We start from the raw sequence: 24910 nt of genomic DNA, 5'->3' as shown, positions 1-24910 counted from the left end.
TCGAGCCTATTTGCAGGCGCTGAGGAACGGCCGGACCTGCTTGAGCGGGACCGGCGGCGCGCTCCTGGTTTCGCCTAGGCCCGTGAGGGTCATGACGCCGGTCTTCCGGAAGGCCGCTATGACCGGCGCGCGGGTGGCGACCTCGGCCGAGAGCAGGGAGCCGCCGTTCAGGTCGTCGGCGCTGGCCTGGCCGCGCAGGGTGGCCGAGGCGAGGCCGGACGCCAGGGTGACGCTGGTGGGCCAGGGCGCGGGCCGGCCGATCTTGTCGACCCAGACCTCGTTTTCCCGACGATCAGCCAGCCTGGCCTCGACGAGGAAGGCCGCGGTGACCTGACCTGTCCCGCGCGGACAGCGCAGGGTCATCACCAGATCATCGGAATTGGGGACGCCATAGACCAGGGCCACCTCGGGCAGGGTCTTGTCGTTGGCGAGGGTCCAGACGCGGCCGTCCTGCGCCTGGGCGGCGGTGGCGGTCAGCAGGAACAGGGCGAGGGCGAGCTTCATGCGGCCACGCTAGCACCGCAATCGGGCAGCCTCTAGGCGCGGCAGGAGGCGAAGAAGCCGTCGACGGCGCCTCGCTCGGCCCCGCTCACCGGCATGACGGCCTTGCGGCCCTTCGTGATTACGGACAGGTCACCGGTCTTTGCGAAGCTGGCCAGGGCGCGGTCGGTGACCGGCGCCTGGGCCTCCACATAGACCGCGCCATCCCCCATGCCGGGGGTGGCGACCGCGGCCAGGCGGCTGTTGTTGCGCTTCGAGGCCAGGTGGATGGCGTCGGTGGGCGCGTCCAACGGGGCGTTCATGGAAACCAGGACCCGACCCGAGCGAGGCTGGCAGGTCATCATGATCAGGACGTTGTCGCTCTGCGGCTGGCCATAGGCCAGCTTGGCGCCCTCACCCTCAGCGTGGTTCAGCGACCAGGCCATGCCCGGAAAGCTGCTCTGACCCTGGTGGGCGCAGGAAGCCAGCAGGCAGGAAATGCCCAGTCCGATGATCGCGCGACGTTTCATGATTGGACGCTCCCCTTAGGTAGAGGAAACGCCGCCGCCCGGTTAAGGTTTCAAAGGCGTCAGAACGGGGTGAAACGCTCCACCAATGACTGCACCGCGGGCGTTTTCTGAACGCGGCTGATGTCGCCGCGACCGCCGTAGCTGATGCGGGCCTCGGCGATCTGGGTGTGCTTGATCGTGTTGGAGGAGGAGATGTCCTCCGGGCGCACAATGCCGGCCACGGTGAGCTGGCGCACCTCGGCGTTGGTGCGCACCTCCTGGGTGCCCTGGATCACCAGGTTGCCGTTGGGCAGGACCGCCGAGACCACCGCGGCGATGGTCAGGGAGATTTTCTCGGCCCGCGTCACCGCGCCGGAGCCGGAATTGGACATGTTGGAATTGGTCTCGATGCCAGCGGCCAGGTCGGTTCCGGGCGGCAACAGCCGGCCCAGGCTGCCCGACAGGCCAAACAGCGACGGCGCGGCGGCTTCCATGCCGGAGGAGCGCCGGCTGTTCGACGCGTTCGAGGTCTGGGCGCTGTCATTGATGTCGATCTGGACGGTGAGGATGTCACCGGTTCGGGCGGCGCGCTGGTCGATGAAGAAGGCCCGCGCGCCCGAGCGCCACAGGGAATTGGCCGACGCCGGCTGGCCCTGGTTGCTGGCCATATAGACCTGCTCCTGGGCCACGAGGGCGGCAGGATAGCCCACCGGGGCGAGGGTCGGGCCGACGACGGCCTCCTTGACGGTGGAGCAGGCGGCCAGCGGGATGAGGGCGGTGAGGGCGAGAGCAGACAGACGCATGGGACGGGTGCTTTCTAACGCTGGGCGTACTGGGCGCGGCCGAGTGACCTGAGATGGTCGGCGGCGGGGCCGACCACGGCCTGGCCGGGTCCGCTGGCGGTGGCCTGGATGACCTTTTTCGAGGCGGTGTTCTGGATCGAGATAGTGTCGCCGATCCCGGCCGCGCCCATGGCCTTGCCGTCGAGGGACAGGCTGACCCCGCCGGCCTCATAGAGCACGGTGACGGCGTCGCCGGCCTTGATCACCTGGGGCGAAGAGACGTCGCGGAGGGAGACGGCGGCCCCGGCGCGGAGCGGGCGCTTGGCGGCCATGCCGATCACGGCGTCGGCGTCGCGGGGCGCGTCGGCAGGCGCGCCGGCGGCCTTGGCCCAGACCACATCCTGGGGGTGGACCATCTCGCCGGCCGACAGGCTCCGGGCATAGGTCAGGACTTCGACATTGCCCCGGGCGGCCGGCGCGCTGAAGCCGCCATCGGCTCCGGCGCGCACGACGATGCGGCGGATGCCCTCGGCGTTGGCCCAGTCGAGGCCGGCGCGGCGGGCCGCGAGCTGCACGGCGCCGGCGTCCAGGACCGCGGTGGTCCCGGGCCGGGTCGCGACGGCGACCTTGCCGGACGAGCCCGCCCCGTCGAACAGGTCCGACAGGGTGATGAGGCCGTCGGCGTCGAGGGTTTCGGATTTCAGGGTCACGGCCTGGCCGGCGAGGGCCGGGGCCGCGGCGAGGGACAGGATGGCGGCGAGGATCAGGGTGCGCATCAGCCTAGCCCTTCAACTGGTTGGCGGCCTGCAGCATCTGGTCGGCGGAGGAGATGACCTTGGAGTTCATCTCATAGGCGCGCTGAGCCACGATCAGGGAGGTGATCTCGGTGACCGCGTCGACGTTGGAGGCCTCGGTATAGCCCTGCAGCAGGCCGCCGAACCCGGTGGAACCGGGGGCCCCGGTGGTGGCCGCGCCCGAGGCGCCGCTCTCCATGAACAGGTTGTCGCCGATGGCTTCCAGCCCGCCCTCGTTGACGAAGGTGGCCAGTTCCAGATTGCCGACCGTCTCCGGCGTGGTGGCCCCGGCCTTGGTCACCTGGACCTGTCCGGACTTGGAGATGATCACGTCGGTGGCGTCGCCCGGGATCGTGATCGCGGGCTGCAGCTGGTAGCCGTCCTCGGTGACGAGCTGGCCCTGGTCATTGACCGAGAGATTGCCGGCGCGGGTGTAGGCGGTCTCGCCGGAGGGCTTGAGCACCTGCAGGTAACCTCGGCCCTCGATGGCCACGTCATAACGGTTTCCGGTGGCGGTCAGGGAGCCCTGCTCGGTGATGCGGTAGACCGAGCCGGTCTTCACACCGCCGCCCACCTGCACGCCGGTGGGGACGATGGTCCCCTGGTCCGACGACTGCGCCCCGGCCCTTTCCAGGGTGTGGTAGAGCAGATCCTGGAACTCGGCCCGTTGGCGCTTGAAGCCAATGGTGTTCATGTTGGCGATGTTGTTGGAGATGACCTCGACGTTGAGCTGCTGGGCAGCCATGCCGGTCGCGGCGGTGCGAAGTGCTTGCATCTCTTAGACTATCCTTACTGTGACTTGCCCATCCGCTCGATCGAGCGGCGGGACAGGTCGGCGTTGGAATCCATCATCTTGGCCATCGACTCGTAGGCCCGCGTCACGTCCATCATCCGCGTGATCTCGAGGACGGTATTGACGTTGGAGCTCTCCAGCATGCCCTGGTGGACGCGGGCGTCCGGGGCGGCCTGCGGCTGGGCGTTTGAGGTGTTGCGATAGAGGTTGTCCCCGGCCTTCTCGAGGACCGAGAGGGTGTCGAAGCGGACGACGGCGACCTTGCCTATGCGCTCGGCGCCCTGGCTGATCGTGCCGTCCGTGGCGATGGTGACCGGCCCTTTCTGGGGATCGACGGTGACCTCGCCGCCGCCCTCATCCAGGACGGCCTGGCCGCCCTGGGTGGTGATCCGGCCGATGTCGTCCATCCGGAAGTGACCGTCGCGGGTGTAGCGCTCGCCGTCGGCGGTGGTGACCTTGAAGAAGCCCATGCCTTCGATCCCGAGGTCGAAGGGCGCGTCGGTCTTGTGCAGGGAGCCGGGGGTGAAGTCGCGGGCGACGCCAGAATCCAGCACGAACTTGATCGGCTGGGGTCCGCCGAAGGTCCTGGCCGGGGCCCGCGGCGCGGCCTCCAGCATCAGGCTCTCGGCCTTGAAGCCGGTGGTGTCGGCATTGGCGATGTTGTTGGCCACGATGTCGAGCTCGCGGCGCAGCGTCATCTGCCTCGACAGTCCGACATAGAGAGCGTTGTCCATCGACGGGCTCGAACCTTTAACCTGCGACACTTTCGTCGGAGGGAAGACTGCAAGCTTCGGGCCAGTCTGAAAGACCAGTAAAATCAACAAATAAGAAGGTTAACAGAGTCTTTTCGGCCGAATTTGCCGGGCAGGCTTGGACCGCCCCGGCCACCCCCAAAAAAACCAGTCCTTAACCATGTCGGCCCCACACAGAGGCGATAGATTCTAAGGAGCCGCGCGCGTGGCCAAGGACAAGGTCAAGGAAGCCCCGGCCGGCGAAGCCGTCGAGGGCGAGGAAGGCGAAGGCGCTTCTGGCAAGAAGAAGCTGCCGATGAAGATGATCATCATCGGCGCCGTGGCCGCGGTGCTGGTGCTGGGCGGCGGCGGGACCGCGGCGATGATCTTCCTCAAGCCCAAGCCCGACGAGGCCCACGGCAAGGCTGACGACCACGGCAAGGACAAGAAGAAGGAAAAGAAGGGCGAGAAGGGCAAGGAAGAAAAGACCATCGGCACGATCGCCGAGGGTCCGGACGGCGTCCTGTTCTACACCATGCCCAATGTCGTGGTGAACATGCAGACGGCCGACGGCCGCGCCACCTTCCTGAAGCTGAAGCTCACCCTCGAGGTTCCCGACCAGGACACGGTCGACCTGCTGGAGCCCAACATGCCCAGGCTGCAGGACATGTTCCAGACCTTCCTGCGCGAGCTGCGTCCGGAAGACCTGCAGGGCAGCCAGGGGTCCTACCAGCTGCGGATGGAGATCCTGCGGCGGGTGAACCTGGTTATCGCGCCTTCAAAAGTAAATGCCGTCCTCATTGAGGAGATGTTGATCAACTAGGGCCTATCCCTAGTCGGCGTATCGCCATGGACGAAGAACTCGAAAACCAGAACGCCGCCGAGGGCGAAGATTGGGCTGATGCGGAGCAATCCGCCGACAGCATGATCGGCTCTGAGCGCATCCTCAATCAGGATGAGATCGACAGCCTGCTGGGCTTCGATCTCTCCGACGAGGAGGCGGCCGAGCGCTCGGGCATTCGCGCCATCATCAACTCCGCGCTCGTTTCGTACGAACGCCTGCCGATGCTGGAAATCGTCTTCGACCGCCTGGTGCGGTACATGACGACCTCCCTGCGCAATTTCACCTCCGACAACGTCGAGGTCAGCCTCGACAACATCTCCTCGATCCGGTTCGGCGACTATCTGAACTCGATCCCCCTGCCGGCCATCCTGTCGGTGTTCAAGGCCGAGGAGCTGGAGAACTACGGTCTGCTGACCGTCGACTCCAACCTGATCTATTCCATCGTCGACGTGCTGCTGGGCGGACGGCGCGGCACTGCGGCCATGCGCATCGAGGGCCGTCCCTACACCACCATCGAACGCGTGCTGGTGCAGCGGATGGTCGAGGTGGTGCTGGCCGACGCCAAGCTGGCCTTCGAGCCGCTGACCCCGGTCACCTTCACCCTGGACCGCCTGGAGACCAACCCGCGCTTCGCCGCCATCGCCCGGCCCCCGAACGCCGCGATCCTGGTCAAGCTGCGGGTGGACATGGAGGACCGCGGCGGCCGCATCGAGCTGCTGCTGCCCTACGCCACCCTCGAGCCCATCCGGAAGATACTGCTGCAGCAGTTCATGGGTGAGAAGTTCGGCCGCGACAACATCTGGGAAGGCCACTTGGCCACCGAGCTCTGGACCACCCAGATGGAGGTCCGCGCCGTCCTGGACGAACAGCAGATCAGCCTGAAAGAGGTCCTCAACCTCGAGGTCGGCCAGACCATCATGCTCAACGCCACCCCCGACAGCCTCATCGAGCTGCGGGCCGGAACCATCCCACTCACCCGGGGCCGTATGGGCCGCCGCAATCATCACATCGCCATCCGTGTGGAAGCGCCCCTGACGCCCCACGCCCGGCGCGCCGTGCAGAGTTTGAAATGAGCCTGATCGCCCTTGGGATGAATCTGATGCTGGCCGGCCTGCTGGCCGCCGCCCTGATGATGGGCTTCCGGCTCAATGTCCGGCTGAAGCATCTGCGCGACAGCCACGACGGCTTCGCCAGAGCCGTGGCGGAACTGGACATCGCCGCCGCCCGCGCCGAGCAGGGCCTGGCCGACCTGCGGGCCGCCACCGACGAAGCCACCGACGCCCTGGCCGACCGCATCGAGAAGGCGCGGGCCCTGACCGCCAAGCTGGACCGGCAACTGCAGGGCGCGCCCGCCGCCGCCGCCCCGACCCATTCCGACCGCGCCGACCGCGCCGAGCGCATGGACCGGGCCGAGCGCATGGCGCGGGCCGATCGCGGCGCGCCGATCCCCTTCCGCCGCGAGGCCGTCGAGGTGGATGAGGAGGACGTCGAGCGCGTCACCCATCGCCTGGGCGCCCTGCTGTCGACGGCGCGTGAGTCCCGCGCCCGGCCCGAGCCCGAGCGGTTCGTCCGTCCCGATATCGCCCCCACGCGCCAGCGTCCCCGTTTTGAAGACGACCTGTTTGACGGCCCCACCGATCGCGTGGCCGTCGCTGGAGCCCGCCGATGAAAAATATCCCCCGTATCCTGCCCCTGGTGGGCATCGCCGCCGCCGGGGTCCTGGCGGTCAACGCCATGGCCGGCGCCAAGTCGCTGCCCGACATGTTCTCCGGCGCCAAGGCCTTCGCCGAGGAAGCCGCCAAGCCGCTGAGCGGCAAGGCCGGCGCTGACGCCGGCAAGGCGCAGGCCGCAACGGTGGGCGCCGAGGGCGCGGCTGTCGGCTCGGCCCTGGACGCCTCTTCCCTGTCGCTGGCGCCCAAGGCGCCTCCGGCCGTCTGCGCCCCCACCGCCGCCGAACTGGCCAAGGAGGCGGGCCTGTCGCCCGCCGAGTTGCAGATCCTGCAGAGCCTGGGTTCGCGCAGGGGCCAACTGGATCAGCGCGAGCAGGACCTCGACGTGCAACTGGCCCTGCTGGCCGCCGCAGAGGCCAAGCTCGACGCCAAGGTCAAGACCCTCACCGGCCTCAAGGGCGACATGCAGACCCTCCTGAACCAGGCCGACGGCAAGGAGCAGGGCGAGGTGGACCGCCTGGTGAAGGTGTTCGAGGGCATGAAGGCCAAGGACGCCGCGCCCCGCATGGTCCTGCTGGACGACTCCGTGCGCCTGCCCATCGCCGGCAAGATGAAGGAGCGCTCGCTCTCGGCGATCATCGCCGCCATGCCGCCGGCCGAGGCCAAACGCCTGACCGAGAGCCTGTCACGTCGCTTCGCCGACGCCCGCAGGGTCGCGGCCAACGCCGAGGGCGCGGCCTCCAACGCCGCGGCGAACGTCGCGGCGCCGAAGCAGGCCTCCATCGACCCCACCGCCGAACCGGCTCCGGCCCCCAAGGCGGCGCCGCGCAAGGCCGCGCCGAAAAAGGTCGCCGCCCGCAAACCCGCGCCGAAGGCGGCGCCGGTGCAGCAGGCGGCCGCGGCCCCGGCCGCCGCCGCTCCGAGCGCCCAACCCGCCACCCCCGCGGCGGCGGCTCCCCCGAAGGCCGGCTAGTCCATTGAGCCTGCGCCGGGCCCTTCACTCCAGCGTCGCGGCGATCTGCATCGCCGGCGTGATCGCGCCTACCGGCGTGGCCGCGCCGGCGCAGGTCGCCGCTCGCGGCCCGCTGGACGTGCACGTGGCCCAGGCCAAGGACTTCTCGCGCATCGAGCTGCACTGGGCGGGCGGCGCGCGCGCCGTCACCAGGCGCGATGGCCAGGTCCTGACCCTGAAGTTCAACCGGGACGCCAATCCCGATATCTCGCGACTGCGGGTCGATCCCCCCAAGTGGCTGAAGACCGCCGAGGCCCGCCACTCCGGCGGCGGGCTGGAACTGGTCCTGACCCTGACCGAGAACGCCGAGGCCAAGGTCGGGAACGCCGACGGCGCCACCTATATCAACCTGTTCGAACGGCCCCCGCCGCCCGAGCCCGAACTCGCGGCGACCTCGGTCCCGATCGTCGCGCCAGAGCCGCCGCGCCCCAATCCCGTCCCGGCCAGCGGCGTGGTGGCGATGGACGCCAAGCTGGTCAACGGACAGGTCATGCTGACCTTCCCCTGGGCCAATCCGAACGGGGCGGCGGTGTTCCGGAGGGGTGACGCCATATGGGTGGTGTTCGACGCGCCCGCCGATCTCGACGTCTCCAGGGCCCCTCGGGGCCTTCGCCAGTTTTCCAAGGTGCAGAGCTTCAAGGGCTCTGACTATTCCGCCGTCCGCATCGCGGCGCCGAAGGGCACCCCCTTCTTCGCCTCGGCCCAGGGAGCGGTCTGGACCGTGGCGATTGGTCCCGGCGCCCAGAGCCAGAGCAGCCAGGTCCGCATCGTCCGCGATGATGTCGGCGGACCAGCGGCCCTCAAGGCTGTGGTCTCCGGCACGACCCGAACTCTGAAGGTGGGCGACCCCATCGTGGGTGACACCCTGTCGGTCGTCACCGCGCTCGGTCCCGCCAAGGGCGTGCCCAGCCGCCGTGAATATGTTCAGATGGCCGTGCTGCCGTCGGCCCAGGGCATGGCGCTGGAGTCCTATGTTGACGATCTGAACCTCAGCCACCAGGGCGATCTGGTGCAGATCGGCCGGCCGACGGGCCTGACCCTGTCGCCGATCTCGGCCGGCGTCGAACGGGCCGAGGCCGATCTCGGGGCCCCGCAGCCGGCCGGGATGCCGGCCCTGATCGACTACGCCAACTGGCCGAAGACCGGCAAGGGCGGCTTCCTGGTCCGCTACAACGCCCTGCTCAACGCCTCCATGGATGAGGCCAGCAAGGGCCGGGATGCGCCCGTGGCCGCGCGTATGGCGCTGGCCCGCTTCCTGGTGGGCTCGGAGCTTTCCTTCGAAGCCATCGGGGTGCTCAACGACACGGCGCGCACCCACCAGGAATTGCTGGACGACCCGGAGTTCCGCGGCCTGCGCGGCATCGCCCGTGTGATGGCGCGGCGCTACAAGGAGGCGGAGGCAGACTTCTCCGCGCCGATCCTGGCTGACGACCCCTCGGCGGCCCTGTGGCGTTCCTACGTCGCCTCCCAACTGGCCCAGTGGCCGGAGGCCCGTAGTCAGTTCGCCGCCGGCGCCGAGGCCTTCGACCAGTTCTCCCCGGCCTGGAAGGCCCGCTTCGCCCGCGGCGACGCCCAGGCGGCCCTCGCGCTCGGGGACATCGATGGCGCCGACGCCCGCATCAAGCTGGCCCTGATGGACAAGACCGCGCCGCTGGAGGAACTGGCCACACGCTTGGTCCAGGCCCGCGTGGTGGAGGCCCAGGGGCACCCGGAGCGGGCGCTGCGCATCTATGCCGCCGTCACCAGCGCCCCGGTGGAGTCGCTGTCGGCGCCCGCCCTGCTGCGCGCCACCCAGATCCGGCTGGCCTCGGGCAAGATCACGCCGGTCCAGGCCGCCAACGTCTTCGACGGCCTGCGCTACCGCTGGCGCGGCGACTCCACCGAGTTGGAGACGATCCGTGCGCTGGGCCAGCTCTATCTGAACCAGGGTCGTTACCGCGAGGCGCTGGAGGCGTTGCGGTCGGCGGGGCAGAGGCTGCCCGACCTGCCGGAAGCCCTGCAGCTGCAGAACGACCTGGCCGGCGCCTTCCGCGCCCTGTTCCTCAGCGGGACCGCCGACGGGCTGGAGCCGATCCAGGCGCTGGCCCTGTTCTACGACTTCAAGGAACTGACCCCCCTGGGCGCCGACGGCGACCAGATGGTCCGCAAGCTGGTCCGCCGGCTGGTGGATGTCGACCTGCTGGACCAGGCCGCAGATCTCCTGAAGTACCAGGCCGACAATCGCCTCGACGGCGTGCCCCGGGCCCAGGTGGCGACGGACCTGGCCCTGATCTACCTCATGGACCGCAAGCCCGAGCAGGCGCTGATGGCCATCAACAGCTCACGCACCACCATCCTGCCCACCGCCCTCAACGTCGAGCGTCGCCTGGTGGAGGCCCGCGCCCTGATGGCCCTCGGTCGCCTCGATGCAGCCCTGGAGGTCATGGAGCGCGACACCTCCCGCGAAGGCGCCGACCTGCGGGCCGAGGTGGTGTGGAAGAAGAAGGACTGGTCGGGCGCCGGCGTCCTGTTCGAAAAGTCGCTGGCCGACCGCTGGAAGTATCCGGGCCCGCTGGCCGCCGAGGAGGAGGGCAAGCTGCTCCGCGCCGGCGTCGCCTACAGCCTGGCCGGCGACGACGGGGCGCTGTCGCGTCTGCGCGAACGCTACCAGGGCTTCACCGACCAGGCGCGCAATCCGGACGCCCTGCGCGTGGCGCTGTCGGGCGTGCAGGACGGTCGGCTCAGTGTCGCCGACTTCGGCCGCATCACCGCCGACAACGAGGCCTTCGCGGGCTGGGTCGCCAAGATGAAGGTGCGGTTCCGCGACAGGCCCGCCCCCGTCGGCCTGCGCACGGCCGCCACCCCGGCCCCGGCCAGGACGGCCCAGGCCGCGGCCCCGCCGAGCAAGGGCTGATCAGCCCCCGCCGGCTCCGCGCTGGAAGCTTTCCACAAGGCTGCCCGCCACCAGCCGCCAGCCGTCCACCAGGACGAAGAAGATCAGCTTGAAGGGCAGGGACACCACCACCGGCGGCAGCATCATCATACCCATGCTCATCAGCACGCTGGCCACCACCAGGTCGATCACCAGGAAAGGGATGAACAGCAGGAAGCCAATCTCGAAGGCGCGCTTGAGTTCCGAGATCATGAAGGCCGGGGTGACCACCCGGATCGGGATTTCCTGCATGGTCCGGGGCCGCTCGATCTTGGACAGCCGCACGAAGAGCGAGAGGTCCTCGCGGTCCACCTGAGACAGCATGAAGGTCTTCAGCGGCTCGCTGGCGGAGTCGAAGGCCTGCGGCAGCTCGATCTGCTGCTCCAGCAGCGGCTTGATCCCCTCGTCGTAGGATTTCTGCAGGGTCGGACCCATGACGATGGCCGACAGGAAGATGGCCAGGCTGATGATCACCGCGTTGGGCGGGCTCTGCTGCAGGCCGAGCGCCGTGCGCAATAGCGACAGGACCACCACGATCCGCACGAAGGAGGTGGTCATGATGACGATCGAAGGCGCCAGCGACAGGACCGTGAGCAGGCCCATCAGCTGGACGACCCGCTCGGTCAGTCCCGCCCCGGTGCCCAGGTTGATGTTCACCGCCTGGGCCAGGGCCGTGGCCGGCAGGATCAGGCTGCCCAGGGTGATGAGCGCGGCCAGCAGGAAGGCCCGGCGCCAGTCTTCGGCGCGCAGCTGGATGAGGGACTTGAACCTTCCGGCCATCAGGCGCGGCCCTTCTTCACGGGCGGGAGGACCTGGCCCTCGCCCAGCAGCAACAGACGCTCCTCGCCGTCGCAGGAGACCAGGACCAGGCGTCGGGAAGGATCGAGCACCAGGCTTTCCACGACCGCCAGGCGGCGTTCCTTGCGGCCCGTGGCGGCGGTGAAGCGCGCCAGGGCCTCGGGTCCGAAGCGGCGCAGGGCCACGGCGGCCAGGCCCACGAGTCCCAGGGTGATGGCCAGGGCGAACACGGCCCGGGCGAAGATAGCGAAGTCCATCGCGATGAGACGGTGAGGAGGCGGCCGGCCGAAAGCGCCGGTCAGGGCCAGAAGTGCCGCAAGGGTCTTAAGGAGCGATTAACCCTATTTATTCACCATGTTTCCCATGGATATCGGCGACATCCCCCTGTTCTCGATGCTGCGCGGCCGGATGGGTTACCTGTCCGACCGCCAGAAGCTGATCGCCCAGAACGTCGCCAACTCCGACACCCCGGGCTTCTCGCCCAAGGACCTGAAGCCCTACGACTTCGCCGCCCAGATGAAGGCCGCCAGCAATGGGGCCAGCCGGGTTTCCGTGACCCAGGTGGGCCACATGCTGCCGCCCAGCCAGCGCAACGGCGGCGACTTCAAATCGAAGGTCGTCAAGGACTCCGAGACCACGCTCGACGGCAACTCCGTCGTGCTGGAGGAGGAGATGATGAAGATGTCCGACGCTCGCATGAGCTACGAGGCGGCGATCGGCTTCTACCAGAAATCCCTCAACCTGCTGCGGATGGCCGCGCGGGCCCCCGGGAAATAGAGGCGAAAATAGATGCCCGAGATCAAACCGGTCAGCGGTGTCGCCCAGGCGATCGCCACCACCGCCCTTCGCGCCCAGCAGGGGCGGATGCGGATCATCGCCGAGAACATGGCCAACGCCGGCTCCACCTCGAAGGTCGCCGGCGGCGACCCCTATCGGCGGCAGGCCCCGGTCTTCACCGCGGTCAAGATCGACGGCGGCATGGGGGTGCGGATGACCCGCGTCGACCCTGACATGAGTGACTTCAAGACCGAGTACGAACCCGGCCATCCGTCGGCCGACGCCAAGGGCTATGTGAAGACCCCCAACGTCAACACCCTGGTCGAGGCGCTGGATATGAAGGAGGCCCAGCGGGCCTACGAGGCCAACCTCAACGTGATCGAGACGGCGCGCGCCATGGAAACGCGCACCCTTGATCTGCTGAAGCGATAGGATCCTAGGCCATGATGACCGCGCTCGCCGCCGCCAAGGCCTACGCCTCCACTCAAGGGGTGGGGGCCGCCAAGCCAACCGGCGCCGCCGCCGAGGGCGGCCTCGATTTCGGGTCCCTGGTGAAGTCGGCCATGACCGACGCCATGCAGGCCTCCAAGCATGCCGAAAACCAGATCAAGGCCAATGTGGCCGGCAAGGCCGAACTGATCGATGTGGTCACCTCGATCTCGGCGGCCGAGGCCAGCCTGGAGACGGTGATGGCCGTCCGCGACCAGGTGATCAGCGCCTATCAGGAAATCATGCGTATGCCGATCTGAGGTCACTTGCCCGGGCGCGCGCCGCGCCGGGGCTTTTGCCTTGTCGCGCTTTCGGGCGGCGAACCGGAGTCCACTTCGCCGGAAAGCGCTCTATGGTCTGAGGATGCCTCAGACCGCCATCGAACTCTCGGCCATCGAGAAACGCTACGCCGCCCATGCGGCCCTGGCCGGCGTCAGCCTCTCCATCGCGCCTGGCGAGTTCGTGGCCCTGGTGGGGCCATCGGGGTCGGGCAAGACCACCCTGCTCAAGACCATCAACCGCCTGGCGGCTCCGGACGCCGGCGCGGTGCGCGTGCTGGGCGAGGATGCGGGGGCGGTTCCGGTCCACGTCCTGCGCCGCCGCATCGGCTACGTCTTCCAGGAGATCGGGCTCTTCCCGCATCTGACCGTGGCCGAGAACATCGCCATCACCCCCAAGCTGCTGGGCTGGGACGCCGCGCGGACGGCCGCCCGGGTTGAGGAACTGCTGGGCCTCGTCGACCTGCCGCGAGAGATGGGCGGGCGCCTGCCGGCCGCGCTGTCGGGCGGTCAACGCCAGAGGGTCGGCGTGGCCCGCGCCCTGGCGGCCGAGCCGAAGGTCATGCTGATGGATGAACCCTTTGGCGCCCTGGACCCGGTGACCCGCGACCAGCTCGGAACCGACTACCGCGCCCTGCATGACCAGCTTGGCCTGACCACGGTGATGGTCACCCATGACATGAGCGAGGCGGTGCTGTTGGCCGACCGGATCGTGGTGCTGAAGGCCGGTGTGATCGTGGCCGACGGGACCCCTGGGGGGCTCAGCGCCTCCAGTGTCGACCCCGATGTTCGGGCCCTGATGGACGCACCGCGTCGCCAGGCCGAGCGGCTGGCCGCCCGCCTGTCGGAGAGCGCCTCGTGAACCCGAACCTGGCCGCCGCCTTCGATCTGCTGCCCGAATACCTGGCCTGGCACGTGCTGCTGAGCGCCTCGGCCCTGGCGCTGGGCCTGATCATCAGCCTGCCGCTGGCGGTGGCCGCCAGCCGCAGCCCACGCCTGCGCTGGCCGGTCCTGGCCTTCGCCGGCCTGATCCAGACCATCCCGAGCCTGGCCCTGCTGGCCCTGTTCTATCCGCTGCTGCTGGTGGTCTCGGCCCTGAGCCTGTCGCTGACCGGGCACGGGTTCTCGGCCCTGGGCTTCCTGCCCTCCCTGCTGGCGCTGACCCTCTATTCGATGCTGCCGATCCTGCGAACGGCCACCACCGGCATCCTCGGCGTCGACCCGGCGGTGCGGGAGGCCGCCGACGGGGTGGGGATGACCGCGCGCCAGAAGCTCTTCCAGGTGGAGCTGCCGCTCGCCATGCCGGTGATCATGGCCGGCGTGCGCACCGCCGCCGTCTGGACCATCGGAGCGGCGACCCTCTCGACGCCGGTGGGCCAGACCAGCCTGGGCAACTACATCTTCGCCGGCCTGCAGACCGAGAACTGGGTCAGCGTCCTGTTCGGCTGCGCGGCCTCGGCGGTCCTGGCGATGACCGCCGACCAGCTGCTGGGGCTGATCGAAACGGGCGCTGCGAGACGCGACCGCCGGCTGATGATCGGCGGGGCGATAGGGCTCCTGGTGGGGATCGTGATCGCCATCCTGCCTTTGGCGACCTTCGGCAAGCCGGGCAGCTATGTGGTGGGCGCCAAGAACTTCTCCGAGCAGTACATCCTGGCCGAACTGATGGCCGACCGCCTGGAACGGGCCGGCGCGACGGTCAGCCGCAAGGAAGACCTGGGCTCGGCGGTGGCCTACCGCGCCTTGGCCGCCGGTGAGCTGGACGTCTATGTCGACTATACGGGCACGCTGTGGACCAATGTCCTGAACCGCCAGGACAATCCGGGGCGCCAGGCGGTGCTGGACGGCCTGACCACCGAGCTCGAGAAGCGGGACGGGGTGACCGTCCTGGGCTCCCTGGGATTCGAGAACGCCTACGCCTTCGCCATGAAGGCCGACCGGGCCAAGGCGCTGGGTATCGTCAGTCTGGCCGACCTGGCCCGCGAGGCCCCCAAGCTGACCCTGGGGACCGATATCGAGTTCCTGTCGCGGCCGGAATGGAAGGCCGTCGACGCCGCCTACGGTTTCCGTTTCAAGGCCCAGAGGTCCTTCCAGCCGACGTTCATGTACCGGGCGCTCTCCGGCGGTGAGGCCGACGTGATCTCGGCCTTCTCCTCGGACGGCCGGATCGCCGCCGACAAGCTGGTGGTGCTCACCGATCCCAAGGGCGCCCTGCCGCCCTATGACGCGGTGATCCTGGTCTCGCCCCAGCGGGCCGACGACCCGCGCCTGCTCGCCGCGCTGAAGCCCCTGGTGGGTTCGATCCCGGTCTCGGCCATGCAGGGCGCCAACTACAGCGTCGACCGCGACACCGACAAGGCCAGTCCCGCGGAGGCGGCGAGGGGGCTTTCGAAGTGAGGTTTGGGCGCCGCCTGCAGTGGTTCCCAGGGCCTATAAGCAATTAGTCATTTGGCTAAGTCCTGGAGGCCGGTAGCCCTTCGTTAACCATGTCTGCGCGAGATGGGGGCGGTTCTTCTCCCCTGTTTCGCGAGGCCCTTCATGAACGGCTCCGAGGTTCTGGACGTCGGTCGGGACGCTATCTGGCTGACGCTGCAACTGTGCGCGCCGGTGCTGATCGTCGGCCTGGTGGTGGGGGTGGCCATCGGCCTGATGCAGGCCCTGACCCAGATCCAGGAGGCGACCCTGGTCTATGCCCCCAAGATCGTCGCGATCTTCATCTCCCTGCTGCTCTTCCTGCCGCTGATGGGCGCCCTGATGAGCAACTTCATGCGCCAGATCGCCGCCCGCATCTCGGCGATGTAAGGCGGGTGGAGTCCTACGCCACAGCTCAGCAGGTCTATGTCGGCGGCCTAGTCTTCGCGCGGCTGTCGGCCCTGCTGATGCTGATGCCAGGCGTCGGGGACTCCACGGTGCCGCCGCGGATCCGACTGTCCTTCGCCTTCCTCATGACCCTGATGCTGCTGCCGGTGGTGGCCCCCAACCTGCCGCCCGTCCCGGCCGCCATGGGGACCATGGTGGGCGGCCTGCTGAAGGAGGTGATCATCGGGCTGATGATCGGCACGATCCTGCGGATCTTCCTGATGGCGCTGTCCACCGCCGGCGAGATCATCTCCATCCAGACGACCCTGTCCTTCGCCCAGACCGCGGCGCCGGGCATCGCGCCGGGCTCCTCCACCCTCAGCACCTTCCTGGGGCTGATCGGCCTGACCCTGATCATGTCGACAGGGCTGCACCACCTGTTCCTTGGCGCCATCGTGAAGTCCTACACCCTGTTCCCCTTCAGCCGCGACCTGCCGGTGGCCGACTCCGCGACCCTGGCTGTGCAGACGGTGGCCGACTGCTTCAAGCTGGGGGTGCAGCTCTCGGCGCCCCTGCTGGTCTTCTCCCTGGTCTTCAACGTGGCGATCGGCCTGGTGGGCCGGGTCATGCCGCAGTTCCAGGTCTTCTTCGTGGCCTCACCACTGATGGTGATCTTTGGCCTCTCGATCCTGGCGCTCAGCCTCGGGGTCATCGGCACCGTCTGGCTGAGCCGTTACCGCGATCTGCTCATGGTCTTCGGCGGCTGAGATGGCGGACGACAGCGATCCCGAGTCAAAAACAGAAGAAGCCACAGCTGGTAAGCTCAGCAAGGCGAGGGAGCAGGGCGACGTCCCCAAGACGCCGGACCTGCCATTGCTGGCCTCCTTCGCCGCGGCCGCCAGCGTAATCGCCTTCGCGGGCGGCGCGATGTGCCGCGACCTGGCCCTGGCCATGATGCCCTTCATCGCCCACCCGGACTCCATCAGCGTCTCGGGCGGCGGCAGCCAGGAGGTGCTGTACTACGTGATGAAGGCCGGGGCGCCGCTGATCCTGGGGGTGATGTTCGCCGCGGCCCTGGCTGGGGCGGCCGGCAACCTGGTCCAGACCGGGCTGATGTTCACCCCCAGCAAGGTGTTCAAGTTCGACTACAAGAAGATCTCGCCGATGGCGGGGCTGAAGCGGATGTTCGGGGTGGACGCCCTGATGCAGTTCGCCAAATCCCTGGTGAAGATCGGGCTGGTGGGCTGGATCGGCTATCTGGTGGTCAAGCCGCACATGGCCGAGTTCACTCAGCTGTCGGCCATGGACCCCAACGCCATCCTGCCGTTCGCGGCCAGGCTGATCCGCGCCCTGGCCTTCTCCATCGCCGGCTTCCTGCTGCTGATCGCGGGCCTGGACTGGTTCTGGCAGAAGCAGCGCTTCATGAAGCGCCAGCGGATGAGCAAGGAAGACCTGAAGGAAGAGTACAAGCAGACCGAGGGCGACCCCCACATCAAGGGCAAGCAGAAGCAACTGCGGATGGTCCGCGCCCGCCAGCGGATGATGCAGAACGTGCCCGGCGCCACCGTCGTGGTCATGAACCCGACCCACTACGCCGTGGCCCTGAAGTACGAGGCCGGCGGCCAGGGCGCCCCCCAGTGCGTGGCCAAGGGCATGGACGCCATCGCCCTGCGTATCCGCAAGGTGGCCGAGGAGGCCGGCGTGCCGGTCATCGTCGATCCGCCCCTGGCGCGCTCCCTCTACGCCTCGGTGGAGATCGAGGAGTTCATTCCGCAAAACCACTATGAGGCCGTCGCCAAGATCATCGGCTTCATCATGCAGAACGAGAAGCGGGCCGAGGCGCCCCCGCCGAAGCCCAAGATGGCCCCCACCCGTGTGCGGGTGTCCGGATGATGTCGGCCGGGGCGCCCATCCACCGTAAAGCCGCGTAATCTCAAGGCTTCATGTATGCTGAACACCGATTCGCCGGGCCAACCCGTTCAGGGCGCCCGCCTGGAAAAACCCATGGCTGAGCCGACCGCAAAACGCCGGTTTGATCCGCTGACCGCCGCGGCGGTGGTGTTCTTCCTCATGGCTGTCGCCTTCGCGGCCGCCCCGGCCATCAATGCGGGGCCAGCGACCCTGGCCGGCCTGATGCTGCTGATCGGCCTGGCGGGCGTCGCCTGCCTGGGTCTCTTCGCCCTGCGCGGCTCCGTCGAGGCCGCCGCCGAGAGCGAGCCCGGCGCCGACAAGCTGATCGAGGCGCTCTCAGAACCCGCCGCCATCGCCGCCGCTGACGGCCGCATCCACGCCGCCAACGGCGCGTGGAGGTCGGTGCTGGGCATGGCGCCGCGCCTGCCCAAGGGCGGGCCGTCCGCCGCCAGCCTGTTCGCCGCCCTGACCGCCGCGCGCCGGGGCGACACCTCCCAGGCCTCGATCCGCACCAACGGGACCGAGCACAACGCCACCATCTCGCCCCTGGGCGCCCGCCGCTTCCTGGTGCGCCTGAACGCCGGGCCGGCCGAGCCGCTGTCCCTGCCGTCTGCGGCCATGGACGTTCTGACCGCATTTTCCAATGCGATGCCGCCGCCTCCAAAGGTGCTGGACGCCTTCGCCGCGGCCTCGCCCTTCGGCGCGGCCCTGCTGGAGGGGGAGGACCCGTTTGAGTCCACCATCGTCGAGGCCAACCCGACGCTTGCCGCCGCGCCCGGCTATGGCGGCGTCGGCTCCACCTTCGGCGACCTGATCGAAACCGCCAGCCGGGCCGACGCCAGCCAGCGGCTGAAGGACGGGACCGGGGGCGGCGGGGCGCTGGAAGTGCGCCTGGCCAAGGACCCCACCAAGATCGCCCACCTCTACCTGTCCAAGAGCGACGGCCGCTGGGTCGCCTATCTGGTGGACGTCTCGGAGCAGAAGCAGATCGAACTGCAGCTGGCCCAGAGCCAGAAGATGCAGGCCATCGGCCAGCTGGCCGGCGGCGTGGCCCACGACTTCAACAACCTGCTGACCGCCATCTTCATGCAGCTGGACGTGCTGTCGACGCGCCACCCGGTGGGGGACCCCTCCTATGAGGGCCTGAGCGAGATCCGCTCCACCTCCACGCGGGCCGCCGACCTGGTGCGCAAGCTGCTGGCCTTCTCGCGCAAGCAGACCGTGCAGCGCGAGATCCTCGACCTCGGCGAACTGATCAGCGAGTTCGAGGTGTTGCTGCGCCGCGTGCTGCAGGAAGACGTCAAGCTGGAGACCGAGTACGGCCGCAACCTGCCCCACGTGCGGGCCGACCGCGGCCAGCTCGAGACGGCGGTGATGAACCTGGCGGTCAACGCCCGCGACGCCACCCGCATGAACGGCGGCTCCCGCGTCACCATCCGCACCGCCCGGGTCACCGAGGCCGAGGCCCATGCGCTCGGCTATCCCTCGGCCCAGGGCGAGCAGGCCCTGATCGAGGTGTCCGACGACGGCCCCGGCATCGCCTCCGACGTGGTCGACAAGATCTTCGACCCCTTCTTCACCACCAAGCCGGTGGGCGAGGGGACGGGCCTGGGACTGGCCACCGTCTATGGCATCGTCAAGCAATCGGACGGCTGGATCAGCGTCGACTCCAAGCCGGGCGAAGGCGCGGCCTTCCGCATCTTCCTGCCGGTCCACGCCGCCCCGGCCGTGGTGGCCACGCCCCTGGTCCAGAAGGCCACCCGCCCCGCCGCCCGCGATCTGTCCGGCGCCGGCCGCATCCTGTTCGTCGAGGACGAGGATGCGGTGCGCGGCGTCGCCGCCAAACTGCTGCGCGCCCGTGGCTACGAGGTGATCGAGGCGGCGTCGGGCGAGGAAGCCCTGGAGCTGGCCGAGGAACATGCCGGCACTATCGACCTGATGATCTCCGACGTGGTCATGCCCGGCATGCAGGGCCCCGACCTGCTGAAACAGGCGCGGATCTACTTGGCCGGCGCCCCGGTGATGTTCATCTCCGGCTATGCCGAGGCCGAGTTCTCGAACCTGCTGGAGGGCGAGACCAACGTCTCCTTCCTGCCCAAGCCCATCGACATCAAGACCCTGGCCGAGCGGGTGAAGCAGGAGCTTCAGAAGGCGGCTTAGGGGCAAGTGGCCCCCTAGCTTCGTGGGTTGAAGGTCGGACCAGGGAACTACATCCCGGCACTTTCGCTAACTGCGCACACCCCCGCGCAGGAGCATCCGATGTCCGAGACCCCCGAATCCCAAGCCGAGGCCGCCGCTGAGCGGGGTCGCGAGATTCAGGATCAGGTGGAGGCGGCCGAGGAGAGGTCCTTCGCGCCGAACAAGCCCAAGGCCATGCAGGCCGGGGCGCGGGCCTATCCGGTCCCGCCCTTCCCCAGGCAGCATCAGGACAAGCCGGGCAGCGAGGCGGCGCTCGATCCCGCGCCGATGTATGACGCGCCGTTCTGGAAGGGTTCCGGCAAGCTGGAGGGCAAGGTGGCGCTGATCACCGGGGCGGACTCCGGCATCGGCCGGGCCGTCGCGATCCTGTTCGCCCGTGAGGGCGCCGACGTGGCGATCGCCTACCTGACCGAGGAGAGGGACGCCTTCGTCACCAAGAAGGCGGTGGAGGCCGAGGGCCGGAGGGCGATCCTGATCGCCGGCGACGTGTCGGTTCCGGGCTTCGCGAGGCATGCGGTGGCGCTCACGGTCGAAGCGCTCGGCCAGCTCGACATCCTGGTCAACAACGCCGCTTACCAGGAGCACGTGGACGACGTCCTGGATCTCTCCGACGAGCACTTCGACCTGACGATGAAGACCAACCTGTACGGCTATTTCTACATGGCCAAGGCGGCCGTGGCGGTGATGCAGCCGGGCGGGGTGATCCTCAACACCGGCTCGATCACCGGCATCGACGGCAGCAAGGACCTGCTGGACTATTCGATGACCAAAGGTGGCATCCACGCCTTCACCCGCGCCCTGGCCGGCGACCTGATCGACAGGGGCATCCGGGTGAACGCCGTCGCGCCCGGCCCGGTCTGGACGCCGCTGAATCCGGCCGACAAGGACGAGGAGAAGATCAGCAAGTTCGGCTCCCAGACCCCCATGGGCCGTCCCGCCCAGCCGGAGGAGATCGCCCCGGCCTATGTGTTCCTGGCCTCGGCGCAGAGTTCGAGCTTCATCACCGGCGAGGTGCTGCCGATCATCGGCGGGTATTGAGGCCGGGTGGGCAGGCAAAACAAGATCGACCACGACCCTCACGAACGACACGTACAAGAACACACCGGCGCCCGAGAGTGTCATCCCGGTTTCCGCGAAGCGGAAGACCGGGACCCATACTCACCGATCTCGCCTGCAATCCCCGCGCGTCTGGGGCCCGGACAACGCTCCGCGTTTCCGCGATGACACCTGTTGTTGTTCGTGTCGTTCGTGAGGTTCGTGGTCGAGCTTTCCTTGTCGCCGCTTCGCGGCGCCCGAACTAGATCTTCAGCTCGAAGTAGCCGGTGGTGCTGCCGGGCGTGTAGCCGACCATGGTGATGCGGTATTCCTTGCCGTCGGCGAGGCGAAGGTGGCCGTCGCAGGCCTTGAAGGCGGCGTCGGCGATTTCCTCGGTGGTCATGAAAGAACCGCGCAGGGCGGCGCCACCCTGGCGCAAACCGGCGAGGGCGCCGATGATCTCATAGGCCACCTCACCCTTGAATCCCTTGTAGGACAGCTCGCCTTCCCCCGTGGTGGTGGGCGGGGTGCGACCGTTCTTCATCGTATATGCCATGGGGCGGTAACGGTTGAGCTGCCGTTTCGATCCCCGACGCCCATTCGCAGGACGGCGTCCCGAGAGCCGGACATGTTTCGCGGCGCCACGCTTTCGGACGACGGACCGGTCCCCACTTCCCCGGAAAGCGCGTGTGTATTGCGCGGGATTTCTTGACTTGAGGCTTGTATAAGCCCCCGCGAGGCTGCATTAGCCGCGCCCCCCGGCGTCTTCCCACGCCGCGGCTGACCGATCGGACGTTCGACACTATGCCCTTCCCCCCGACCCACCCGGCCCTGGAGCGCGCTCTGGCGGCCCAAGGCTATGCCGAGCCCACCCCTGTACAGGACGCGGTCCTGGCGGAGGAGGCGGCAGGACGCGATCTGCTGGTCTCGGCCCAGACCGGGTCTGGCAAGACGGTGGCCTTCGGCCTGGCGGCGGGACCCACCCTGCTGGAGGGGGCCGAAAAGTTCGGGCCGGCGGGATCGCCCCTGGCCCTGGTCATCGCACCGACCCGCGAGCTGGCCATGCAGGTCAGCGTCGAACTGACCTGGCTCTATTCCCAGACCGGCGCGCGCGTCGAGACCTGCGTCGGCGGCATGGATCCGCGCCGCGAGCAGCGGGCCCTGGCGAACGGCGTCCACATCGTGGTGGGCACGCCGGGCCGCCTGAAGGACCACCTGGAGCGCGGGAATCTCGACCTCTCGGCCCTGCGGGTCGTCGTGCTCGACGAGGCCGACGAGATGCTCGACATGGGCTTCCGCGAGGACCTGGAGGAGATCCTGGACTCCGCGCCGGCCGGCCGCCGCACCCTGCTGTTCTCCGCCACCATCGCCCGCGAGATCGCGATGCTGGCCAAGCGCTATCAGACCGACGCGCTGCGGATCGACACCGTCAACCGGCACGAGCCGCACGGTGACATCGAGTACCGCGCCATTCGCGTGGCGCCCAACGAGGTCGAGAATGGCGTCGTCAACGTGCTGCGCTTCTTCGAGAGCCCTTCGGCCCTGGTCTTCTGCAACACGCGCGACGGCGTGCGCCACATGCATGCCGCCCTGCGCGAGCGCGGCTTCGCGGTGGTGGGCCTGTCGGGGGAACTCGGCCAGCGGGAGCGTTCCGACGCCCTGCAGGCCCTGCGCGACGGCCAGGCCCGGGTCTGCGTCGCCACCGACGTGGCCGCCCGCGGCCTCGACCTGCCTGACCTCGGCCTGGTGATCCATGCCGACCTGCCGGTGAACAAGGCGGGCCTGCTGCACCGCTCGGGCCGCACCGGCCGGGCGGGCAAGAAGGGCGTCTCGGTCCTGCTGGTCTCCTACACGCGCCGCCGCAAGGCCGAACAGCTGCTGGCCTCGGCCAATATCGAGGCTGTCTGGCAGGGCCCGCCGACCCCGGAGATGATCCGCGAGCGCGACCAGACCCGGCTGCTGGAAGACCCGATCCTCACCGAGCCGCTGCTCGAGGAAGACATGGCGCTGGCCAAGCTGGTGCTGGCCAATCGCACGCCGGAAGAGGTGGCCGCGGCCCTGATCCGCCTGCACCGCGCGCGCCTGCCGGCCGCCGAGGACCTGCACATCGATCCCCGCGACAACCAGGGCCCGTCGTCCGGCCCCATGCCGCCCCGCGCTGACCGCTGGAGCCCCGACCGCGAAGGTCCGGTGGGCCGGCCTGAGCGCCTCGACCCCAGCGAGGTCACCTGGTTCCGCATCAATGTGGGCCGCGCCAAGAACGCCGATCCCAAGTGGCTGATCCCGATGATCTGCCGCCTGGGGCATGTGACCAAGCCGGAGATCGGCTCCATCAAGATCTTCGACCAGGACACCAAGTTCGAGATCGCCAAGCACGCCGAGGCCAAGTTCGCCGCGGCGGTCAAGGCGACCATGAACGACGAGATCAAGATCGAGCCCACCGTGGCTCCGGCCTCGGGCCAGAAGACCGCCCCGCCGCGCGACGCGCCGGGCGGCGAGCGTCCGGCCCGGTCGTTCAAGACCGGCCCGCGTCCCGAGTACAAGGGCAAGGGCGACGGCGCGCCCAAGGGCGAGGGCTACAAGGGCAAGACCGAGTGGAAGGGTCCGCCCAAGGAGGGCGGCGGCTACAAGGGCAAGCCTGAGAACTTCAAGCCCAAGGGCCCGCCCAAGGAGGGCGGCGGCTACAAGGGCAAGGCCGAGACCTTCAAGGGTCCGCCCAAGGATGGGGCCTTCAAGAAGCCCTTCAAGAAGAACAAGTCCAACGCCGGGCCGAAGGGCTAGTCACCCTTCCGCTGGCGTGAAGGGTGGAGGCTACTCCACCCCCGCCACGGTGAGCAGCGCCGCCAGGCCGACGCTCATGCCCTTCACGCTGGGCCCCTTCTCGACGTCGATCCATTCGTCCAGGGCGTGCCCCCGGCCGCCGGAGCCGCCGGAGCCGATGGTGACCGCCGGGATTCCCAGGCTCATGGGCAGGTTGGCGTCGGTGGAGGAGGCGTTGTGGCTTGGCGTGTAGCCCAGGGCCGCGATGGCCTCGTGGGTGGCGATGACGATGGCGGCCTTGGGATCGGTGCGACCGGCCGGGCGCTCGCCGATCACCCTGGCCTCGACGCTGACCTTGCCAAAGGGGGTGGAGCGTTGGGCGTTCTCGGCCTCCACCGCCTGGGCCAGGATCGCCTGCAGCTTGCCGTCCAGCCTGGCCAGTTCCTCGGCGCTCACCGAGCGCATGTCGAAGTCCATGAAGGCCTCGTTCGGGATGGCGTTCACCGATGTGCCGCCGCCGGTGACGCTGGCCGAATAGGTGGTTTTCGGCTCGGTCGGCGGCTCTATGGCATAGAGATCGGTGACCGCCCTCGCCATGGCGGCCATGGGATTGACCATGCCGAAGGCCCCGTAGCTGTGGCCGCCGGGGCCGCGGAAGACGGCGTGGTAGCGTTTGGAGCCTACGCCCTGGTCGACCAGGTTCGCCGGGTCGTTTCCGTCCATGGAGAAGAAGGCGCTGATCTTCCCCTTGTACTTGCCGGAACTGAACAGATAGCGGACCCCGCGCAGGTTCCCGGGCCCTTCCTCGCCGACATTGCCGACGAAGAGGATATCGGCGGTGGTGGTGATCCTGGCCGCCTCCATCGCCCGCAGATAGGCCAGCAGCACAGCCAGCGCGCGGGTGTCGTCACCGATGCCGGGCGCCATCAATTTCGTCCCCTCGCGCCGGACCTTCACGTCGGTCCCCTCGGGAAAGACGGTGTCCAGGTGGGCGGCGATGACGACATAGGGGCCCTTGCCCCGGGTCCTGGCCCCAGGCCTGACGCCCATGACGTTCCCCTCGGCGTCCATCTCCACGTCTTGCAGGCCGTGGGCCTTGAGCATGGCGAGGTAGGCCTGGGCGCGGGCGGCTTCCTTGAAGGGCGGAGCGGGGATCTCGGTCAGGGTGACGATGTCGGCGACGGTTTGGTCGTGGTCGGCGTCCAGCTTGGCGACCGCGGCCTTGAAGGCCGGGCTGGCCACCAGGTCCGCGGCCGAGGATCCGGTGGCGGCGCCCGCATCGGTGGCGAGGCTCAAGGCGGCGAGCAAGGACGCGAACGTGATCAGGCGCATGGATAC

General features: G+C 68.7%; 26 protein-coding genes. 16 read left to right on the top strand and 10 right to left on the bottom strand.

Annotated elements, in window-relative coordinates; genetic code table 11:
* Positions 1-6: 6 nt before the first annotated feature.
* From Q8N10_RS08490 to flgF, 6 genes are read right to left on the bottom strand one after another with little or no spacing between them, the layout of a single operon-like run.
* The gene (locus tag Q8N10_RS08490) at positions 7-504 is read right to left on the bottom strand and encodes a hypothetical protein (protein WP_304782015.1); all 498 of its coding nucleotides are present in this window, start codon (positions 502-504) and stop codon (positions 7-9) included.
* Between the two features lie 32 nt (positions 505-536).
* The gene (locus tag Q8N10_RS08485) at positions 537-1010 is read right to left on the bottom strand and encodes a hypothetical protein (RefSeq protein WP_304782017.1); all 474 of its coding nucleotides are present in this window, start codon (positions 1008-1010) and stop codon (positions 537-539) included.
* Between the two features lie 59 nt (positions 1011-1069).
* On the bottom strand, positions 1070-1792 hold the full coding sequence (gene flgH / locus Q8N10_RS08480; protein ID WP_304782020.1) for a flagellar basal body L-ring protein FlgH: 723 nt from the start codon (positions 1790-1792) through the stop codon (positions 1070-1072).
* A 14-nt stretch (positions 1793-1806) separates the two neighbouring features.
* A complete protein-coding gene (gene flgA / locus Q8N10_RS08475; protein ID WP_304782023.1) occupies positions 1807-2547 on the bottom strand; it encodes a flagellar basal body P-ring formation chaperone FlgA in 741 nt (246 codons plus the stop codon).
* Between the two features lie 4 nt (positions 2548-2551).
* A complete protein-coding gene (flgG, locus tag Q8N10_RS08470) occupies positions 2552-3340 on the bottom strand; it encodes a flagellar basal-body rod protein FlgG (protein ID WP_304782025.1) in 789 nt (262 codons plus the stop codon).
* Positions 3341-3354: 14 nt separating this feature from the next.
* On the bottom strand, positions 3355-4092 hold the full coding sequence (gene flgF, locus Q8N10_RS08465; RefSeq protein ID WP_304782029.1) for a flagellar basal-body rod protein FlgF: 738 nt from the start codon (positions 4090-4092) through the stop codon (positions 3355-3357).
* Between the two features lie 223 nt (positions 4093-4315).
* Here flgF and Q8N10_RS08460 point away from each other — a divergent pair, with 223 nt between their 5' ends.
* The 5 genes from Q8N10_RS08460 to Q8N10_RS08440 all read left to right on the top strand — a co-directional run bounded on the left by Q8N10_RS08460 (position 4316) and on the right by Q8N10_RS08440 (position 10508).
* Entirely contained in the window at positions 4316-4912 is a 597-nt protein-coding gene (locus tag Q8N10_RS08460) for a flagellar basal body-associated FliL family protein (RefSeq protein ID WP_304782032.1), read from the top strand.
* A 101-nt stretch (positions 4913-5013) separates the two neighbouring features.
* Complete coding sequence (gene fliM, locus Q8N10_RS08455) at positions 5014-6006, top strand: flagellar motor switch protein FliM (protein WP_304782592.1); 993 nt, start codon at positions 5014-5016, stop codon at positions 6004-6006.
* Positions 6003-6602 (top strand): DUF6468 domain-containing protein, encoded by a 600-nt coding sequence (locus Q8N10_RS08450; RefSeq protein WP_304782035.1) that lies wholly within the window; start codon positions 6003-6005, stop codon positions 6600-6602. The genes fliM and Q8N10_RS08450 overlap by 4 nt, the downstream gene beginning before the upstream one ends.
* Positions 6599-7576, top strand: coding sequence for a MotE family protein (locus tag Q8N10_RS08445; RefSeq protein ID WP_304782038.1), 978 nt, complete (start codon positions 6599-6601; stop codon positions 7574-7576). The genes Q8N10_RS08450 and Q8N10_RS08445 overlap by 4 nt, the downstream gene beginning before the upstream one ends.
* 4 nt (positions 7577-7580) lie before the next feature.
* Positions 7581-10508, top strand: a complete 2928-nt coding sequence (locus tag Q8N10_RS08440; RefSeq protein WP_304782040.1) for an endoglucanase — start codon at positions 7581-7583, stop codon at positions 10506-10508.
* On the opposite strand, the gene fliP is transcribed toward Q8N10_RS08440, so the two are convergent.
* On the bottom strand, positions 10509-11306 hold the full coding sequence (fliP, locus tag Q8N10_RS08435; protein ID WP_370690245.1) for a flagellar type III secretion system pore protein FliP: 798 nt from the start codon (positions 11304-11306) through the stop codon (positions 10509-10511).
* Positions 11306-11581: a flagellar biosynthetic protein FliO gene (locus Q8N10_RS08430; protein WP_304782043.1), complete on the bottom strand. Its 276-nt coding sequence runs from the start codon at positions 11579-11581 to the stop codon at positions 11306-11308. Before Q8N10_RS08430 ends, fliP begins: the two co-directional genes overlap by 1 nt.
* 106 nt (positions 11582-11687) lie before the next feature.
* On the opposite strand from Q8N10_RS08430, the gene flgB reads away from it, so the two are divergent.
* From flgB to Q8N10_RS08380, 10 genes are all read left to right on the top strand, one after another.
* Entirely contained in the window at positions 11688-12101 is a 414-nt protein-coding gene (gene flgB, locus Q8N10_RS08425) for a flagellar basal body rod protein FlgB (protein WP_304782597.1), read from the top strand.
* 12 nt (positions 12102-12113) lie between these two features.
* Complete coding sequence (gene flgC, locus Q8N10_RS08420; protein WP_304782046.1) at positions 12114-12533, top strand: flagellar basal body rod protein FlgC; 420 nt, start codon at positions 12114-12116, stop codon at positions 12531-12533.
* 11 nt (positions 12534-12544) lie between these two features.
* A complete protein-coding gene (locus Q8N10_RS08415) occupies positions 12545-12850 on the top strand; it encodes a flagellar hook-basal body complex protein FliE (RefSeq protein WP_304782049.1) in 306 nt (101 codons plus the stop codon).
* A gap of 103 nt (positions 12851-12953) precedes the next feature.
* Positions 12954-13730 carry an ABC transporter ATP-binding protein gene (locus Q8N10_RS08410; protein WP_304782053.1) on the top strand — a complete coding sequence of 259 codons (777 nt, stop codon included), beginning with the start codon at positions 12954-12956 and terminating at the stop codon, positions 13728-13730.
* Entirely contained in the window at positions 13727-15265 is a 1539-nt protein-coding gene (locus tag Q8N10_RS08405) for a glycine betaine ABC transporter substrate-binding protein (protein ID WP_304782056.1), read from the top strand. Before Q8N10_RS08410 ends, Q8N10_RS08405 begins: the two co-directional genes overlap by 4 nt.
* A 141-nt stretch (positions 15266-15406) precedes the next feature.
* Entirely contained in the window at positions 15407-15670 is a 264-nt protein-coding gene (gene fliQ / locus Q8N10_RS08400; protein ID WP_304782059.1) for a flagellar biosynthesis protein FliQ, read from the top strand.
* 5 nt (positions 15671-15675) lie between these two features.
* A complete protein-coding gene (fliR, locus tag Q8N10_RS08395; RefSeq protein ID WP_304782061.1) occupies positions 15676-16434 on the top strand; it encodes a flagellar biosynthetic protein FliR in 759 nt (252 codons plus the stop codon).
* Between the two features lies 1 nt (position 16435).
* A complete protein-coding gene (gene flhB / locus Q8N10_RS08390) occupies positions 16436-17560 on the top strand; it encodes a flagellar biosynthesis protein FlhB (RefSeq protein WP_304782065.1) in 1125 nt (374 codons plus the stop codon).
* A 111-nt stretch (positions 17561-17671) separates the two neighbouring features.
* On the top strand, positions 17672-19738 hold the full coding sequence (cckA, locus tag Q8N10_RS08385) for a cell cycle histidine kinase CckA (protein WP_304782068.1): 2067 nt from the start codon (positions 17672-17674) through the stop codon (positions 19736-19738).
* Between the two features lie 99 nt (positions 19739-19837).
* A complete protein-coding gene (locus Q8N10_RS08380; protein WP_304782071.1) occupies positions 19838-20815 on the top strand; it encodes an SDR family oxidoreductase in 978 nt (325 codons plus the stop codon).
* Between the two features lie 259 nt (positions 20816-21074).
* Here Q8N10_RS08380 and Q8N10_RS08375 read toward each other — a convergent pair whose 3' ends face one another.
* Positions 21075-21356, bottom strand: a complete 282-nt coding sequence (locus Q8N10_RS08375) for a hypothetical protein (protein ID WP_304782073.1) — start codon at positions 21354-21356, stop codon at positions 21075-21077.
* A gap of 260 nt (positions 21357-21616) precedes the next feature.
* Between Q8N10_RS08375 and Q8N10_RS08370 the strand changes: the two genes are divergently transcribed.
* Positions 21617-23593: a DEAD/DEAH box helicase gene (locus Q8N10_RS08370; protein WP_304782076.1), complete on the top strand. Its 1977-nt coding sequence runs from the start codon at positions 21617-21619 to the stop codon at positions 23591-23593.
* A gap of 30 nt (positions 23594-23623) precedes the next feature.
* Here Q8N10_RS08370 and Q8N10_RS08365 read toward each other — a convergent pair whose 3' ends face one another.
* A complete protein-coding gene (locus tag Q8N10_RS08365) occupies positions 23624-24904 on the bottom strand; it encodes a M20/M25/M40 family metallo-hydrolase (protein WP_304782079.1) in 1281 nt (426 codons plus the stop codon).
* Positions 24905-24910 lie beyond the last annotated feature (6 nt).

Source organism: Phenylobacterium sp., from assembly GCF_030693625.1.
Lineage (GTDB): Bacteria > Pseudomonadota > Alphaproteobacteria > Caulobacterales > Caulobacteraceae > Phenylobacterium > Phenylobacterium ferrooxidans.
Note: the sequence above shows the minus strand (reverse complement) of the source record. Positions and strands in the feature narration are given on the sequence as shown.

Bases quoted from the DNA above. Each gene is read 5' to 3' on its own strand.
- flgB (WP_304782597.1), top strand. From the start codon at position 11,688: ATGGATATCGGCGACATCCCCCTGTTCTCGATGCTGCGCGGCCGGATG.
- Q8N10_RS08375 (WP_304782073.1), bottom strand. From the start codon at position 21,356: ATGAAGAACGGTCGCACCCCGCCCACCACCACGGGGGAAGGCGAGCTG.
- flgA (WP_304782023.1), bottom strand. From the start codon at position 2,547: ATGCGCACCCTGATCCTCGCCGCCATCCTGTCCCTCGCCGCGGCCCCG.
- Q8N10_RS08380 (WP_304782071.1), top strand. From the start codon at position 19,838: ATGTCCGAGACCCCCGAATCCCAAGCCGAGGCCGCCGCTGAGCGGGGT.
- fliP (WP_370690245.1), bottom strand. From the start codon at position 11,306: ATGGCCGGAAGGTTCAAGTCCCTCATCCAGCTGCGCGCCGAAGACTGG.
- fliQ (WP_304782059.1), top strand. From the start codon at position 15,407: ATGAACGGCTCCGAGGTTCTGGACGTCGGTCGGGACGCTATCTGGCTG.
- Q8N10_RS08450 (WP_304782035.1), top strand. From the start codon at position 6,003: ATGAGCCTGATCGCCCTTGGGATGAATCTGATGCTGGCCGGCCTGCTG.
- Q8N10_RS08485 (WP_304782017.1), bottom strand. From the start codon at position 1,010: ATGAAACGTCGCGCGATCATCGGACTGGGCATTTCCTGCCTGCTGGCT.
- flgF (WP_304782029.1), bottom strand. From the start codon at position 4,092: ATGGACAACGCTCTCTATGTCGGACTGTCGAGGCAGATGACGCTGCGC.
- cckA (WP_304782068.1), top strand. From the start codon at position 17,672: ATGGCTGAGCCGACCGCAAAACGCCGGTTTGATCCGCTGACCGCCGCG.
- fliM (WP_304782592.1), top strand. From the start codon at position 5,014: ATGATCGGCTCTGAGCGCATCCTCAATCAGGATGAGATCGACAGCCTG.
- Q8N10_RS08445 (WP_304782038.1), top strand. From the start codon at position 6,599: ATGAAAAATATCCCCCGTATCCTGCCCCTGGTGGGCATCGCCGCCGCC.
- flgC (WP_304782046.1), top strand. From the start codon at position 12,114: ATGCCCGAGATCAAACCGGTCAGCGGTGTCGCCCAGGCGATCGCCACC.
- flgG (WP_304782025.1), bottom strand. From the start codon at position 3,340: ATGCAAGCACTTCGCACCGCCGCGACCGGCATGGCTGCCCAGCAGCTC.
- Q8N10_RS08430 (WP_304782043.1), bottom strand. From the start codon at position 11,581: ATGGACTTCGCTATCTTCGCCCGGGCCGTGTTCGCCCTGGCCATCACC.
- Q8N10_RS08365 (WP_304782079.1), bottom strand. From the start codon at position 24,904: ATGCGCCTGATCACGTTCGCGTCCTTGCTCGCCGCCTTGAGCCTCGCC.
- Q8N10_RS08415 (WP_304782049.1), top strand. From the start codon at position 12,545: ATGATGACCGCGCTCGCCGCCGCCAAGGCCTACGCCTCCACTCAAGGG.
- Q8N10_RS08410 (WP_304782053.1), top strand. From the start codon at position 12,954: ATGCCTCAGACCGCCATCGAACTCTCGGCCATCGAGAAACGCTACGCC.
- flhB (WP_304782065.1), top strand. From the start codon at position 16,436: ATGGCGGACGACAGCGATCCCGAGTCAAAAACAGAAGAAGCCACAGCT.
- flgH (WP_304782020.1), bottom strand. From the start codon at position 1,792: ATGCGTCTGTCTGCTCTCGCCCTCACCGCCCTCATCCCGCTGGCCGCC.
- Q8N10_RS08490 (WP_304782015.1), bottom strand. From the start codon at position 504: ATGAAGCTCGCCCTCGCCCTGTTCCTGCTGACCGCCACCGCCGCCCAG.
- Q8N10_RS08370 (WP_304782076.1), top strand. From the start codon at position 21,617: ATGCCCTTCCCCCCGACCCACCCGGCCCTGGAGCGCGCTCTGGCGGCC.